The sequence below is a fragment of the Nonomuraea sp. CA-143628 genome (assembly GCF_050942315.1).
Taxonomy (GTDB): domain Bacteria; phylum Actinomycetota; class Actinomycetes; order Streptosporangiales; family Streptosporangiaceae; genus Nonomuraea.
On record NZ_CP192072.1, the window covers coordinates 4,948,823 to 4,962,891 of the forward strand.

At 69.0% G+C, this 14,069-nt stretch carries 13 protein-coding genes; 6 read left to right on the forward strand and 7 right to left on the reverse strand.

The annotated features are described in order from the left end of the window. Positions 1-56: 56 nt before the first annotated feature. The gene (locus ACQP2T_RS22660; RefSeq protein ID WP_433518094.1) at positions 57-2,291 is read right to left on the reverse strand and encodes a hypothetical protein; all 2,235 of its coding nucleotides are present in this window, start codon (positions 2,289-2,291) and stop codon (positions 57-59) included. A 257-nt stretch (positions 2,292-2,548) separates the two neighbouring features. On the opposite strand from ACQP2T_RS22660, the gene ACQP2T_RS22665 reads away from it, so the two are divergent. Then, positions 2,549-2,920, forward strand: a complete 372-nt coding sequence (locus ACQP2T_RS22665; RefSeq protein ID WP_433518095.1) for a hypothetical protein — start codon at positions 2,549-2,551, stop codon at positions 2,918-2,920. 72 nt (positions 2,921-2,992) lie between these two features. On the opposite strand, the gene ACQP2T_RS22670 is transcribed toward ACQP2T_RS22665, so the two are convergent. After that, positions 2,993-3,817 (reverse strand): endonuclease V, encoded by an 825-nt coding sequence (locus ACQP2T_RS22670; protein WP_433518096.1) that lies wholly within the window; start codon positions 3,815-3,817, stop codon positions 2,993-2,995. 79 nt (positions 3,818-3,896) lie between these two features. On the opposite strand from ACQP2T_RS22670, the gene ACQP2T_RS22675 reads away from it, so the two are divergent. After that, on the forward strand, positions 3,897-5,096 hold the full coding sequence (locus ACQP2T_RS22675) for an alpha/beta hydrolase (RefSeq protein ID WP_433518097.1): 1,200 nt from the start codon (positions 3,897-3,899) through the stop codon (positions 5,094-5,096). Between the two features lie 8 nt (positions 5,097-5,104). Here the strand turns inward: ACQP2T_RS22675 and ACQP2T_RS22680 are convergent, their stop codons facing one another. Beyond that, the gene (locus tag ACQP2T_RS22680; RefSeq protein WP_433518098.1) at positions 5,105-6,247 is read right to left on the reverse strand and encodes a hypothetical protein; all 1,143 of its coding nucleotides are present in this window, start codon (positions 6,245-6,247) and stop codon (positions 5,105-5,107) included. 255 nt (positions 6,248-6,502) lie between these two features. Here ACQP2T_RS22680 and ACQP2T_RS22685 point away from each other — a divergent pair, with 255 nt between their 5' ends. The 4 genes from ACQP2T_RS22685 to ACQP2T_RS22700 all read left to right on the forward strand — a co-directional run bounded on the left by ACQP2T_RS22685 (position 6,503) and on the right by ACQP2T_RS22700 (position 9,858). Next, on the forward strand, positions 6,503-6,913 hold the full coding sequence (locus ACQP2T_RS22685) for a hypothetical protein (RefSeq protein WP_433518099.1): 411 nt from the start codon (positions 6,503-6,505) through the stop codon (positions 6,911-6,913). Between the two features lie 52 nt (positions 6,914-6,965). After that, positions 6,966-7,340: a hypothetical protein gene (locus ACQP2T_RS22690; protein WP_433518100.1), complete on the forward strand. Its 375-nt coding sequence runs from the start codon at positions 6,966-6,968 to the stop codon at positions 7,338-7,340. 113 nt (positions 7,341-7,453) lie between these two features. Next, on the forward strand, positions 7,454-9,061 hold the full coding sequence (locus ACQP2T_RS22695) for an AMP-binding protein (protein ID WP_433518101.1): 1,608 nt from the start codon (positions 7,454-7,456) through the stop codon (positions 9,059-9,061). 56 nt (positions 9,062-9,117) lie between these two features. Further along, positions 9,118-9,858 carry a sulfite exporter TauE/SafE family protein gene (locus ACQP2T_RS22700; RefSeq protein WP_433518102.1) on the forward strand — a complete coding sequence of 247 codons (741 nt, stop codon included), beginning with the start codon at positions 9,118-9,120 and terminating at the stop codon, positions 9,856-9,858. A 50-nt stretch (positions 9,859-9,908) separates the two neighbouring features. Here ACQP2T_RS22700 and ACQP2T_RS22705 read toward each other — a convergent pair whose 3' ends face one another. The 4 genes from ACQP2T_RS22705 to ACQP2T_RS22720 all read right to left on the reverse strand — a co-directional run bounded on the left by ACQP2T_RS22705 (position 9,909) and on the right by ACQP2T_RS22720 (position 14,003). After that, the gene (locus ACQP2T_RS22705; RefSeq protein ID WP_433518103.1) at positions 9,909-10,244 is read right to left on the reverse strand and encodes a hypothetical protein; all 336 of its coding nucleotides are present in this window, start codon (positions 10,242-10,244) and stop codon (positions 9,909-9,911) included. A 13-nt stretch (positions 10,245-10,257) separates the two neighbouring features. After that, entirely contained in the window at positions 10,258-10,890 is a 633-nt protein-coding gene (locus ACQP2T_RS22710; protein WP_433518104.1) for a hypothetical protein, read from the reverse strand. Between the two features lie 318 nt (positions 10,891-11,208). Next, on the reverse strand, positions 11,209-12,981 hold the full coding sequence (locus tag ACQP2T_RS22715) for a prolyl oligopeptidase family serine peptidase (RefSeq protein ID WP_433518105.1): 1,773 nt from the start codon (positions 12,979-12,981) through the stop codon (positions 11,209-11,211). Then, positions 12,978-14,003, reverse strand: coding sequence for a tetratricopeptide repeat protein (locus ACQP2T_RS22720; RefSeq protein ID WP_433520031.1), 1,026 nt, complete (start codon positions 14,001-14,003; stop codon positions 12,978-12,980). The genes ACQP2T_RS22715 and ACQP2T_RS22720 overlap by 4 nt, the downstream gene beginning before the upstream one ends. Positions 14,004-14,069 lie beyond the last annotated feature (66 nt).

Below are 14,069 nucleotides of genomic sequence, written 5' to 3' on the forward strand. Positions count from 1 at the left end.
GAAACCGCGGGGCGGTGGGCAGCGCCGGAGGCTTTCGCGGGCCGATCAGTCGCTGATCACTTGCGGTAGACGGCCTCCTTGTCGCCAGGAGCCGGGTACGCCATGATGAGCAGTCGCTGGCCGCCCTGACCTTCACCCTTCCAGGGGAACCAGGCGTAGTGCACACGGATCCGGTAGTGGCCCGCGCGACCGTTGAGCGACAGATCGGGCAGCTCGGTGCCGCTCACATCGTCCGAGAGCACGATCTCTCCCGTGGAACTGCGGTAGCCGACCTCGACGACCGTGTCCCAGCCCTTGGTCTCCACGGGTGGGCGGCGCGGGTAGGTCTCGACGGTGACGCAGAGGTCGAAGTCGGGGCTCGTGATGACGGTCAGAGTGCCGGGTTCGGAGGAGACCAGCCCGTTGCCGGGGTCCAGGTCCGGGTCCCCGTCCTCGTTCTCGTACGTCTGCAGGACGCCGTAGTCGGTCATCTGGGGCTCCTTTATCCGGGTCGCCGTGACCGGCTTGATGCGCGGACGGTGGCGTGGCGTCGCGTCGCACATGCGCTGGGCCTCCGCCCGCATCTCCGCGATCTCCTGGTCCTGCTCGGCGCGCGCGGCCTTGACGACGGCGGCGGCGCTGGGGCAGATGCCGGCGAGACTGTACGTCAGGGTGTTGCGATCGATCTTCCAGCGAGCCAGCTCGCGGGGGTCGTTACGCGTGTGGAGGTCGCACAGCCGGCGTCCGTAGGCGAGCACGACCTGATCGGGTGTGGTGTCGGCGAACCGCGCCAGGCCGGTGCCCTGACCGCGGAGGGCGCAGACGAACCGCTGCTCGGCGGTCAGCTCGGGGGCCGGCTCCGGTCGTTCCTGTTCCCAGTACGGGGGCGGATGGCACTCCTCGGTCGTGGTGGCGGGTCCGCGAGCCTGGTCCGCCGCGGGGAGAAGGCAGAGCGCCACAGCCGAGGCGATGCCCGCCACGAGCACATGGCGTCGGCCGCGGTGGGCGGACGGGACGGCGTACAGGAATGTCAGGATGAGGGCGGACGTGATTAGCGCGAGGCCGTACCACAGCGGGGAGATGCCGGTGGAGACCAGCGCGCCGTCCTTGACGAACAGACTGTCGGGATAGAGCGGCACTTCCCCGACGAGGGGACCCTGGGCCGTCTCGGCGAACGCGCTCACGGCGGCGACGACGGCCAGGGCGTACAGCGACAACGTCGTGGCCCGCACGAGGCGCCGGGTGCGGCGCCCGACGGCGGCCAAGATGAGCAGCGACGGGAGGCCGACGCCTACGAGGAGGTCGAGTGCGTACCAGGTGATGATGAGCTCGGAGCTGCTGTTCTCCTGCACGATGTTCCACAGCGCGTTCGTCGGCCCGAGCCAGAACGGCATTCCGTGCGCGAGATTGACGGCCGCCGGGATCAGCGGGAGCACGATCGCCACTACGGGGAGCGGCCATCGTCTGGCGGGGGCTCGTACGGACCGCGGCCGGGGCGCCGGGGGCATGAGACTGCCCAGGTCATGCGCGGATCGGGCCCACCAGACCAGCCCCAAGACGGACAGCGCGCCGAGGAGCTCGTAGACCAGCTGATCCCAGGGCACCTCGCTCGGATAGCTGAACGTCAGCAGCGAGCTGGGCCGGAGGAGCGACACGACCACCGCGACCACGCCGATCCGCACGGTCGTCCGGCTCCAGCGCGGATCCCGCGCCTGCGCCACCAGCACCGATATCGCCCATGCCGGCCAGATGAGTTCCCCGACCTCCAACAGACCGGCCATCCAGGCGGGCGAGCCAACGCCCAGGCCCGATATGGCGGCGGTGGCCAGGCCGTACACCGCGTGGAGCATCCCCGTCATGAGGATGATGAGCCGCAACCATCGAGGAGTGGTGCCCCGCGGCACGCGGAAGAACAGCCACGCCGTGACCAGCTGGATCAGCCCGGAGATCAGCGTCAGCCACCAGACGTACGGGATGGGGAGCAGCAGGAGCAGGTCGTATCCGACACTGACATAGAGCACGGCCCGGAGCAGGCGGACGTCCTCGCTGTGTCGCGCGGGCTCGCCGCGCTCGCGACCCCGCAGCACCTGCCAGTACGCCCAGGCCTGCACCGCCGCGATCAGGACCAGCAGGACCACGAGCCACCACCACGGCCGGAGGTCGTCGGCCGCGAAGCCACTTCGGTCCGCGACGACCACCCAGAGGGGGGTGATGTCGCCGGTGACCCAGACGACGACGGCGAGGACGACCACGGCGGCCAGGTAGACCATGGCGAAGGCGGCCGCGATCCGGCCGAAACGGTGGCGGCGCATGAGGGTACTCCTGGGGGGCGAAGGCGCCCAACCCTAACGAGCTGCCGCCAAGTTGATCAAGAGTCGGTTGGGTAACGAGCTCCGGGGCGGCTGCTCTGCTCGCTGCCCCGTTCACGGCGGCAGGGCCCGGACGTTGGTGAAGGGGCGGGCCTCGCCGTGTACGCCTCCTGGCGTACAGAGGATGACGACGGGCGTCGGATGCCATGCTGTCGTGACGGCAAGATCCTTGAGACCTCACGAGGTCAAAGGAGAAGCGAGTGGTAACTCAGGCCGCCAAGGGGAGCGGATATCTGACCGCGTTCAAGATCATTGTCGTACTGAACGCGCTGGCGGTGCTCTTCCAGGCTGTGACGGCCGGTCAGTTGCTCAGCGGGGCGTCGGCGGGGTCGCACGGTATGGGGGCGTTGGCCGTACATGTGCTGGGGCTGGTGCAGCTCGTCGCGGCCGTGCTGGTGTGGCGGCCGGGGCGTGGGGCGGGATGGCCCGCATTGGTCGGGCTGGCGATTCTGCTGCTCGGGTTCGTGCAGTCGGCGGTGGGCGGGGCGGGTGTGCTGAGCGTGCACGTGCCGCTCGGGATGGCGGTCTTCGGGCTGAGCGTGTGGCTGCTGGTCTGGGCTTGGCGCCGCTGACGGGGAAGTCGTCGCCTGGATACTGGTGCCTGGCTGCCGTCGCCTGGATCGCCGGTCACAGGTCATCGCCGGTTATAGGTCGTCGCCGTGTCTGGCCAGGTGGTCGGCCTTGCGGATGGGCTCAGGCAGGCGGTGGTACGGCGAGAGCCGCAGGACCTCGGCGCAGGCCGTGTCGAGGGTGATGCGGTGGCCCTGCGACACGTACACCGGCTTGACGTTCCGCTGCGTACGCAGGGCGCGGCCCACGGTCGAGCCGTCCAGCTCGATCGGCGTCCATGCGCCCCGAGCGGGGTCCGGGGCGTCGTGGGTGCCGACGAAGTGGGTCTTGCCCACGCCGATCGCGGGCAGTCCGGTGAGCACGCCCAGGTGGCAGGCCAGGCCGAACCCGCGCGGGTGCGCCAGGCCGTACCCGTCGCAGACCAGCAGGTCAGGGGTCACGGTGAGCCGCTCGAGCGCCTCCACCAGCGCGGGCAACTCGCGAAAGGCGAAGAGCCCCGGCACGTACGGAAACCGCGCCTTGCCCCGAACCACGACTCGCTCGACCACCACGAGATCGCCCGCGACATCCCCTGCGATGCCCTCTGCGATGGCGCCGTCTGTGGTGCGACGTGTGATGGCTTGTGCGCTGCCGTCCGAGGTGCGGCCTGCGGCGGCTTGTGTGCGGCCGTTCGTGACATCACCCGCCACGCCCTGTGTGGGATCCTCCGTGGCGGCAGTTGTGGAGAGCACCACTACGGCGGCGGCTACGTCGTCCTCGCCGTGGTAGTGCACATCAAGTCCTGCCACCAACGTGAACGAGGTCGGGCCGGTCAGCTCGACGTGAAGCCGGAGACGCTCCTGGATCGCCTCTGCCTCCGCGGTACTCGTCGGCCACGGGTGAAGCTGGTTTACACGCACATGGTCCAACCTATGCCCCGTCGGCTTCCGGATGTCGTGACGAGGCTAAGCAGCGACAGGTTCTGTAGTGTCGGGAGTCGTGAGGGATGTCCTGGTGGTCGTCGGCCCAGGGCTGGTCGCCGACGCCCCGTTGCTCAGTGAGACCGCCGAACGCGAGTTCGCCGCCCTCGGTGTCTCTGGCGCGCTCGTGCATGCTCGTGACGCGGCTGAAGTCGTGGCGTGTACGGCGGCCGGCGACGGTGAGTTCTCCGCAGCGGCCGTCGTGGTGGTTCCGGGGCCGGTGGATGAGGTGCGACGGCTCATGGGGCAGCGCCTCGGGCCTCTCGTATGGCTGGATCTCGCCCGGGTGGACGGGGCTGAGGTGGGGGAGGGGGCTGCGCACATTCACGGGCGTGGTGTCGAGGGGTTGATCTGGGCGATTCGGCATGCCGTACACCGTCTGCGGCATCCGCGGACGCGGATTCCGTACGGGACGCATCGCGATCAGTGGGGTGAGCTGTACCTTCCCGAGCGGTTACTGCCCAGGTCCGCCGCCCGCCAGGCCGAGGGGGATGGGCCGGCTGCCGTGGTGCTCCTTCATGGCGGGAACTGGCGGTCGAACTGGGCCGCCGATCTCATGGACGCGCTCTGCCCGGACCTCGTCGGCCGGGGGCTCGCCGTGTGGAATCTCGAATACCGCCGTCCCGACCTGCATGGATGGCAGGCGACCACTGCGGATGTGGCCGCTGGACTGGCCGCGCTGGCGACCGTGGACGCGCCGGTCGACCTCGACCGGGTCGCTGTCGTCGGTCACTCCGCAGGGGCGCAGTTGGCCTTCCGCGCGGTGGCCGACGGGGCGCGGGTTGCGCTGGTCGTGTCGCTGGCGGGGATGCTCGACCTCGTCGAGGCCGACAGGCGCTGGCTCGGCTCGGGCGCGGTCGCCGCCGCCCTCGGCACAGCCACCGGCTCCGACCTCCACGTCGGCACGCGCTCTGGCGTCAGTGTTGGTACGGGTTCCGGTGGTGGTGGTGAGGTCCGTGGCCTGGGTGAGGTGGAGCGGTTGTGCGGCGGGGCGAGTCCGCTGCTCAGGCTGCCGTTGCGGGTCCGCCAGCTGATCGTCCAAGGGTCCGGGGACGAGCTGGACCTGGTGGACTTCGCGCGCCGTTACGCCAGGGCTGCCCGGGAGGCTGGAGATGACGTGACGTATCTGGAAATGTCCGGCGACCACTTCGCGGTGATCGACCCGCATGCCCCGATCTGGCGCACCACCGCCCTCGCCATCACGGATGCCCTCCGATAACCCGAACCTCACTCGACTCGCCAATCCTCCTCGCGCGGTGGATAGGTGAACGTCTGGGTATCGGCCCAGCCCTGCGCGACGATGCGGTAGTCGTGCGCGGTCTCACTGGCGGCGTGGTCAGGGCCGATGTCGACCGTGTCGGCGATCGACCAGGCTCCGTTGATCTTCTGTTCGATGACGTAGAGGAACTCGTTGAAGCCCAAGGAGGAGGACACGAACGTGTTGACGATGGTGAGAGAGCGGCGACCCGCAGTCAGGGTGCGCGGGATTTCGACGATCTGCTCTCGCCATTTGTAGGTGCTGTCGCCGGGCAGCTGCCGCCACGCCCCGGCCGGATCCCCGTTGACGGTGATGGTGGCGTATTGCCGGGCGACGCCCGCGTCCAGGCGGCGGATCAGCCGCACTCCGCTGTTGGCGGGATCGACGGTCGCGGTGAACCGGCTCGACCCGCCGGAGCTGAACGCGCGGCCGTCATCGCTGACGATGCTGCCGGGACCCAAGGAGCCGCCGACGGGGCTGCGGACAGGGCTGCCGACACTGTCGGATGCGATGTCTTGTGACGCTCCCCGCTGATCGAAGATGACGCTCAGGGCGCCCGCGGTCGCCAGCGCGGCCAACGCGGCCGACACGGCGGCTTGGCGCCAGCTTCGGCGGGGGACAGGGACCGGCCCCGCCTCGCCCGGCCCGGCTGTCCAGCGGGCCGGCATCGCGCCACTGGGGTTGCGACCCGGTTCCGTCGCGCCAGGCATCGCGCCACCGGGGTAGCGACCTGGTTCCGTCGCGCCAGGCATCGCGCCACCGGGGTAGCGATCCGGCGCCGTCCCGGCGGGCAGCCGGGCGACTCGTACCCGCTCCCATGCCCTTTCCCACTCCGGGAGCTGATGCTCGGGCACCCGGCACGCCCGCAGGAAGGCCACCATCAACGCCTTCTTGGGGAAGCGCCGGCCGGCCAGCATGTCCGCACAGGTCGCCCGTGGCAGCCGGGTCCCACCCGCCTTGTCCGCCCGCAGCTGCAGCTCCCGCAGTGACGTATCGGCCCGCGCGAACTGCTCGGCCAGCGACCTCACCAGACCCTCGTGACAGGTCACCGACTCCACCCCGGATCGGGATGCCTGCCTGACGATCCGGGACTCCTCGTCACCTTCGCTCATCGCCTCGAACTCCTGCCCTCCCCGCCCGGCCGGTCGGCCTTCGGCTCCTCTCTGTCGCAAAGTGTACGAGCGATTACCCGGCGTGTCCGAGGGATGGCGGCAGCGGTGACCTGCTGTCCGGGCCTGGCCATCGGGTGGCTCGAGTCCGTCCGAGTCCGTCCGAGCCCCTGTTGGACACCTGGGCCGGGCGGCTTCGCTGGCTCTCGACGCGGCGAACCCGCCGCACCTGACGGAGCAGAAAGGCAGACCACCACCATGATGATCCGCAATGTCACGGCCAGCGCCCTCCTGACCGCGGCCCTGTTCGGTGCCCTCCCGGGGGCCGCCGCCACCCCGGCCCTGGCGGCGGCCGCGGAGTGCGGGGTCCGGGGCGACGGCAAGCTCTACTGCGGAAACACCCCGAATGTCACCCTGTCGTACGACGCCTCCTTCCAGACCGCGGAGACCGGCGTACTGACGAGCAGTTTCAGCTGGTTCCAGTGCTGGGTCGAGGGCGGCCCGCATGCCGGCGGCAACAACATCTGGTACCTCGCCGCGGGCGACAAGGCGATATCGCCCTACCGCGGCTGGGGCTTCCTGCCCGCCGTCCATGTGGCCACCGCCCATGACCCGGCGCCGGGCCTGCGCGAGTGCACCTTGGCCGACTACGACCTCATCGGCCCGTGACGCCACCAAGGTCCGGATCCGCCAAGAGAACGACACCGAAGGAGACATGCACATGAACAAGCGTCAGGTCATCGCCACGACCGTCGCCACCACGGCATTCGCGCTGTTCGGACTGGCCTCGCCCGCCGCCTCCGCGGAAGCCTGCGGGGTCGACCCGCACGACGGCAGGCTGCACTGCACCAACGACGAGGGCGGACTCCCCGTGTTCCACGAGCCCCGGCCCGTCGACGCCGTGGACTTCCTCGACACCACGCAGAGCTGGTTCACCTGCTGGACACAGGGAGAGCTCCATCCAGGGGGCAACACCACCTGGTACGGAACCGTCGGCGACAGGTTCGGTGCCTTCGGGTACGTGCCGGCCTCCGTGGTGCACACACCGAGCGCCTTCGACGCCGACCCCGGCAAGTACGGTCTGCGCAGGTGCTGAACCCGCTCCACCTGAACGGGTAAGCGCCACACCACCACGGCGACGTAATCGCTGCCGTGGTGGTGCGCGGGTGGGCCTGGTGCGTACGACGGGAAGAGACCGACACTGTGGACATGCAGTCGTACTCCAGCGCCACCGCGCCGACCCCCCTCCTGGGCGAGACGATCGGCGAGAACCTCGAACGGACCGTCGCGGCCTTCGGCGACCGGGAGGCCCTGGTCGACGTCCCCACCGGACGTCGATGGACCTACGCCGAGCTCGACGCCGACGTGAACCGTCTCGCGCTCGCCCTGCTGGCCAAGGGCATCGCGAAGGGCGACCGCGTGGGCATCTGGGCGCCCAACCGCGCGGAGTGGGTGCTCGTGCAGTACGCCACGGCGAAGATCGGCGCGATCCTGGTCAACGTCAACCCGGCCTACCGGAGCCACGAGCTGGAGTACGTTGTCAAGCAGTCGGGCATGCGGCTGCTGATCAGCGCCCAGACGCACAAGACCAGCGACTATCGCGCGATGGTCGAGGAGATCGGCTTCGCGAACGCCATCTATCTGGACGATCCGGGCTGGGACGCGCTCTTGGCCGAGACCGTCACGGAGGACCGGCTGCGGGCCCGCATGTCGGAGTTGTCGTGCGACGACCCGATCAACATCCAGTACACCTCCGGCACCACCGGCTTCCCCAAAGGCGCGACCCTGTCGCACCACAACATCCTCAACAACGGCTATTTCGTCGGGGAGCTGATCCACTACACCGAGGCCGACCGGGTCTGCCTGCCGGTGCCGTTCTACCACTGCTTCGGCATGGTCATGGGCAACCTCGGCGCCACCTCGCACGGCGCCTGCGTGGTGATCCCCGCGCCGAGCTTCGAGCCAGAGGCGACGCTGCGGGCCGTACAGGACGAGAGGTGCACGTCGCTGTACGGCGTGCCGACCATGTTCATCGCCGAGCTGGGGGTGGCGAAGGGGTACGACCTGAGCACGCTCCGGACCGGCATCATGGCCGGGTCGCCCTGTCCGGTCGAGGTGATGAAGCGCGTCGTCAGCGAGATGAACATGCGCGAGGTCGCCATCTGCTACGGCATGACCGAGACGTCCCCGGTGTCCACGATGACCAGGTCCGACGACGACCTGGCCCGCAGGACCGAGACCGTCGGCCGGGTGCTGCCGCACGTCGAGGTGAAGATCGTGCACCCGGAGACCAGGCTGACTGTGGCGCGCGGCGAGCCCGGTGAGCTGTGTACGCGCGGGTATTCGGTCATGCTCGGATACTGGGACGAGCCGGACAAGACCGCCGAGGCCATCGACGCCGCCCGCTGGATGCACACCGGCGACCTGGCCACCATGGACGACGACGGCTACGTCAACGTGGTCGGGCGGATCAAGGACATGGTCATCCGCGGCGGGGAGAACGTCTATCCGCGCGAGGTCGAGGAGTTCCTGTACCGGCATCCGGACGTCGCGGACGTACAGGTGATCGGGGTGCCCGACGAGAAGTACGGCGAGGAGCTGATGGCCTGGGTCATCATGCGGGCGGGCGCCGAGCCGCTGACGGCCGGGGCGGTCAGGGAGTTCTGCGCGGGGCGGCTGTCGCACTTCAAGATCCCGAGGTACGTCCACGTCGCGGACGCCTTCCCGATGACCGTCACCGGGAAGATCCGCAAGGTGGAGATGCGCAGGCGGTCGGTCGACCTGCTCGGGCTGGGCGACGGCGAAACGGCGCCCTGAAGACGCCAGGCATACCCGTCGCGTCTGCGCAAACGGGCACGGCCTAGCATGGTCGAGTGATCGTCGGTGATGTGCTCGGCCTGCTCGGGGTAGGTGTAGCCGCCGGCGTGGTCAGTACGGTGGTGAGCCTGGCGTCGATCATCTCCTACCCGGCACTGCTCGCGTTCGGCCTGCCACCGCTGACCGCGAACGTCACGAACACCGTCGCGCTGATGTTCACCAGTGTGGGCGCGGCGGTCGGGTCGCGGCCGGAGCTGGTGGGACAGGGCGGCCGGGTGCTGCGACTGGGCTGGGTGACCGCGCTCGGTGGGGCGACGGGCGCGTTGCTGCTGCTGGTGACCCCGGCGCGGACGTTCGAGCTGATCGCCCCGTGGTTGATCGCGGGGGCCTCGCTGCTGCTGGTGCGGCGGCCGACCGTCAGGCCGGGCGGCGAGCACGGGGTGTTGCTGCGGGTGGCACTGTTCGGCGTGTCGATCTACATGGGGTACTTCGGGGCGGCGGGCGGGATCCTGATGCTCGCGGTGCTGGCGGGCTTTCTCGACCTGTCACCGGCCCGGCTGAACGCGGCGAAGAACGTCCTGTCCGGGCTGGCGAACGCCGTGGCCGGGCTGGGGTTCGCGTTGTTCGGGCCGGTGGACTGGGGGGCGGCGGTGCCGCTGGCCGCCGGGTTCCTGCTGGGCGGGTGGCTCGGGCCGAAGATCGTCCGCCGGATGCCTGGCCAGAGCCTGCGGTATGTGGCCGCGGCGTGCGGGGTGGCGGTCGCGATCAAACTCGGCTACGACTCGTACGTAGGCTGACGATCGCGAGTACGCGGCATCCTGTCGGCCCAGCAGAAACCAAGGCACTGTCAGACACGCAGAACGGTGACCTGGCGGTCGGACGGGGTGGTCGCCTGCTCGAAGCCGCCGCGTTCCTTCCAGGGTGACGCTTCGGGGCGGCGGTCGAAGATGACCAGGACGCCGGTGGGCAAGGTCAGCCGGTCGAGGTAGCGGTCGAGCTGGGCCAGACCCTCAGGCTGCGGGTCGTCTGCGCTGGGTCGCCATACCGCCATTTTGAAGATGATCTCGTGGGCGAGAGCGTTGACCAGCCAGGGTTGTCCCTGGGTCAGTTCAAAGGCCCGGTCCAGCGCGTCCTTGGTGAATTCCTGGCCGGTCGCCTGGGTGTGGCGGGGGTGGGCTGTCAAGTCGGAGATACGGCTAGTTGTGGTACCCGGTGGGGAGGTCTGGTATGCCGAGGGCGGCTAGGAGCTGGAAGAGCACGTCCTCGGCGAAGACGCCTTTGGCGTCCAGGGCGGTGGTTACGGCGGCGGGGTCGGGCGTGAGGCCGGCTTCTGTGGCCCATGCGAGGGCTGATGGTGCGGCTGCGGAGCCGGGCGGCCCCGCAGCCGTGTAGAGGTGGTCGAGGGCCGCTTGGCGGCGTCGCTGGTACGCGGCGGGGTTCTCGGCATGTTGCTCGCCGTTCTCGTCCCAGGACTGGGCTGGTCCGTCGGCGGGCAGGGAGCGCCAAGTGATGCCGTCGGCCATGAGCCAGCCGCCCCAGTGGCCGGCCACGGGGCTGCGGCCGAGGAGCTGGGCGCCCTCGCTGTGCTTGATGACGGCTGCCAGGACCGGGTGTCCTGCCTGCTGCATCAGCCCTGTGAGCAGGCCGTCCCAGGCGTGGGGAAGGGTCGGCGAGTCCCAGCCGGCGGGGCCGCGGTCGACCTGCACGGCACGCCATCGGTCTGGTCCCTGCCAGTGCCAGCTGACGTTGGCCGCCGATTGCCGCAGTGCCGGGAGCCCAGTCAGCGGCTGGTTCGCACGCGCCACGATGTAGGTGCCCCAAAAGCCCATGTGTCCCCTCCGGGTCTGCCCGGCATGCGCGCCTGGTGAGTCAGCGCTGAAGGACTCACATTCGTGGTCGAGGTCCACGACCGTCGCCTGACAGCGACCATACCATTACGCTAAGTTGACATGGCGGGCGTGTTGCGGATCGGCGGACGGACACTGGCTGCCCGGCTCCAGGCAGCGCGGCGCTGTTCCTAGGCAACTCGGGCTCATCTTCGTGGCGGCGGGTGCCGGAGCCGCGTATGAGGCGGCACGTCTCCGCTTCGACCTAGCTTCAGCCGCTTCGGAAGGCAGGTTAGATGGCGGTGTTGACCTGAATGGCGGTTACAGCAGGGGAGAAAGGCTGTCGAGTTCAGCGGCGAGAATGCGCGCAATGTCTCTTGCCCGGCGGAACGAGTGGCCGGCCCCCGGAATGACCATCAAACGCGTTATGTCAGGATGCCGGGCGGAGAGTGCGCGGACCTGATTGAGGGGAGTGACGGGGTCCGCATCTCCATGGATCAAGAGCAGCGGGCGCGTGGAGACGAAATCGTCGAGATGGCCTGCCAGGAGTGCCGCGTGATGTGCCTGGAATTTGGGCGCGCTCTGGCCCCAGGCATTCGGGTCGATGATCGCGGATCTGGCTATTCCGGCTTGGAACACCTCTGTCGAGGACAGCGCGGACAGCACCGTGAGTCCACCCGCGCTGGCGCCCCAGATGGCGATCCGGTCGCGGTCGGCCAGCCCTGCCGCCGCCAGGTGAAGTCCGGCATCGGCGCAGTCCGTGGCATCGATCCTGCCCCAGCGATGGCGCAGTTGAAGCCGGTATGCGCGTCCGTATCCGGTACTTCCGCGATAGTCGATGTCCGCGACAGCGAACCCATGGCTGGTGAAGTACTGGGCGTGGAGGTCCAGCCGTAGCGGCCAATTCGAGGTGGGCCCCGGGTGCGCTCGGACGAGGAGAGGCGAGGGCTGATTGGTCGCGGTCGCTGGAGGATGGTAGAGCCCGTGTGCCACAGCCCCGTCCCGGGTGGGGAACGTGAAACGCTGCGGTTGGGAGAACGAGCGGCGCCCCTCTGACCACCCCGCCGACGCGAGCGTACTGATCGAGGTTTCCTCCGCACTTACTCTGGAGATCTCCGGAAGCCTGTTGGGGCTGGAGGCGATCAGGATGACATCCTTCCCGGTCACGCCCATGTAGGGCTTCATCGAGGTGTACGGCATCGCGACCCGGTTCATGACCCCGCTTCGCGACCACGTGGCGAGGTAGTGCTCGGGTCCTTGCTGGACTATGGCTATGATCCCGTTCTCTTGTACGGCGTACGTTCGATAGCCGAACTCCCATGGGGCGGCGGCGAGCTCGAATTCTCCGCTGACTACGGGAACGCACTCACCGTCTCGCCACGCGTACAGGTTCCACCAGCCTGATCGGTCAGACACGAAGTAAAGAACCCCGTCAGGTCCCCACTGCGGCTGGCAGACCGATTCGTTCTCGCCCCCCGCGATGAGCCGCCGGTTCACGAGCGTTCCATCGGGCTGCACCTCGGCGAGCCACAGCCAGGAGCCGTCCCAGGGCATCAGCGGGATGTCCCACGACACCCATGCCAAGAGCAGGCCGTCCGGGCTCGGCGTGGGGGACATGTAGAAGTCACGCCCAGAGGCGATGACCCGAGGTTCGGCTGAGCCGTCGATCGGCAAGGAGATGAGCTCGTTGTGGACGGCGTCGGGTTCGTGCCGTTCGCGGACGCATACCAGCCTCCCAACCTTTCGAATCAGCCGCAGGTCCGCATAGCGCAGCGCGTGAGGCGTTTCGGGGACGGGCGTCACCGGGAGAGGAGTCCGACCCTCCTGACAGTGGTAGATCCGCTGGTCGGCAGCGTTGCAGAACCACATCCCACCGCAGTCGGCGACGTACGCGCCCCCTCCGTACTCGTGCACGTAGGACGCGGCATACCAGCCTTTCGGCAGCACATCCCGCCGACCGGCCCTTGGAGACCACCTGACCAGGACGTCGCCCTCCGGCCTGCCCTCGATCCAGTAGACGGTGTCGCCCACCGACTGCAGCGCGTCGAAGGACACGGCAGCATGCGCGACGAGATCCGCCGTAATCCGGCTCACCCTTTCCACGATCGGACGAACTCATCCAGATCACGAACCGCAGTCGCGTGGCCGTCAGCCGCCATCCGATCCCGGAACTGCTTCACTCGCCCGACGCCGGAGACCGAGCCGCGCTGTATGAGCACGCTGGCCGCCTCCCGCGCGATCCGGACGGCTTCCTCCGTCTCTCCCCGGCGCGCCAGGGCTTCTGCCAGATCCACGCTGATCTCGGCCCGTCGGCGCACGCAAGCAGGTGGCACTCCATCGAGGGCCTCCTCGAAAGCCTGTACCGCTCCGAGCGGGTCCCCGAGCGTCAACAGGCAGGCGCCCTGGTACCCCAGCAGGCGCTGGCGATCGAAGAGGTACATCCACTCGTCGCGGGCCTCACCGGCGAGGTCCATGGCGTCGTGCGCGTGCCCCAGCTCCACGCGCGCCTCCTTGCCGTTGCCCGCACGAGCCAGGGTCGTGGCATGTACGGAGTGGAACCATGACATCGTCACCGCGCTCACCGTGCGGCATGCCATGTCCAGTGCCGTCGCCGCGTGCCGGATCGCGTCATCGGTGCGTCCGGCGGCGTCCGCGGTGAGGGCCTGATATGCGACCACGTACGCACGCAGGCCGAGGTTGTGAGCTTCGGCCAGCGCGTGTGCCGCCGTCGCATAGCGATGCGTCATCTTGTAGTGGTCACCCAGGTCGTACCAGATCCAGGCGGAGAAGCCGGCCGCTTCTCCGGCAGCGGAGGCGACGCGTCGGCGGAGAGAGTCGGTACAGGGCGAGCCGAGGAGAGAGAGCAGCACACCGAGATGCCCGTCGACCGAGGCCAGCATCTGCGCGGAGGTCAGTTCGTGGTAGAGGTGGCGCTGGTGTGCGGTGATGGCCTCGACGTCGTCGACCACGGCAGAGGTGATCGTCGAGACTTTATTGCTACAAGCTAGAAGCCGTCCCCAGTCCGCCAGGAGGTCTGAGCCTGCGCATCCGGCCCGGCGGGCTGCCTCGTTGCTGTGCCGTACGTGAGCCTGCTCTCTGATGACGCCCGGCAGCATGCCGCAGAGGAGACCACCGGCTCCCAAGGCCGAGTCGCACGAGTTGATCACGGATTCAGAGGGAGT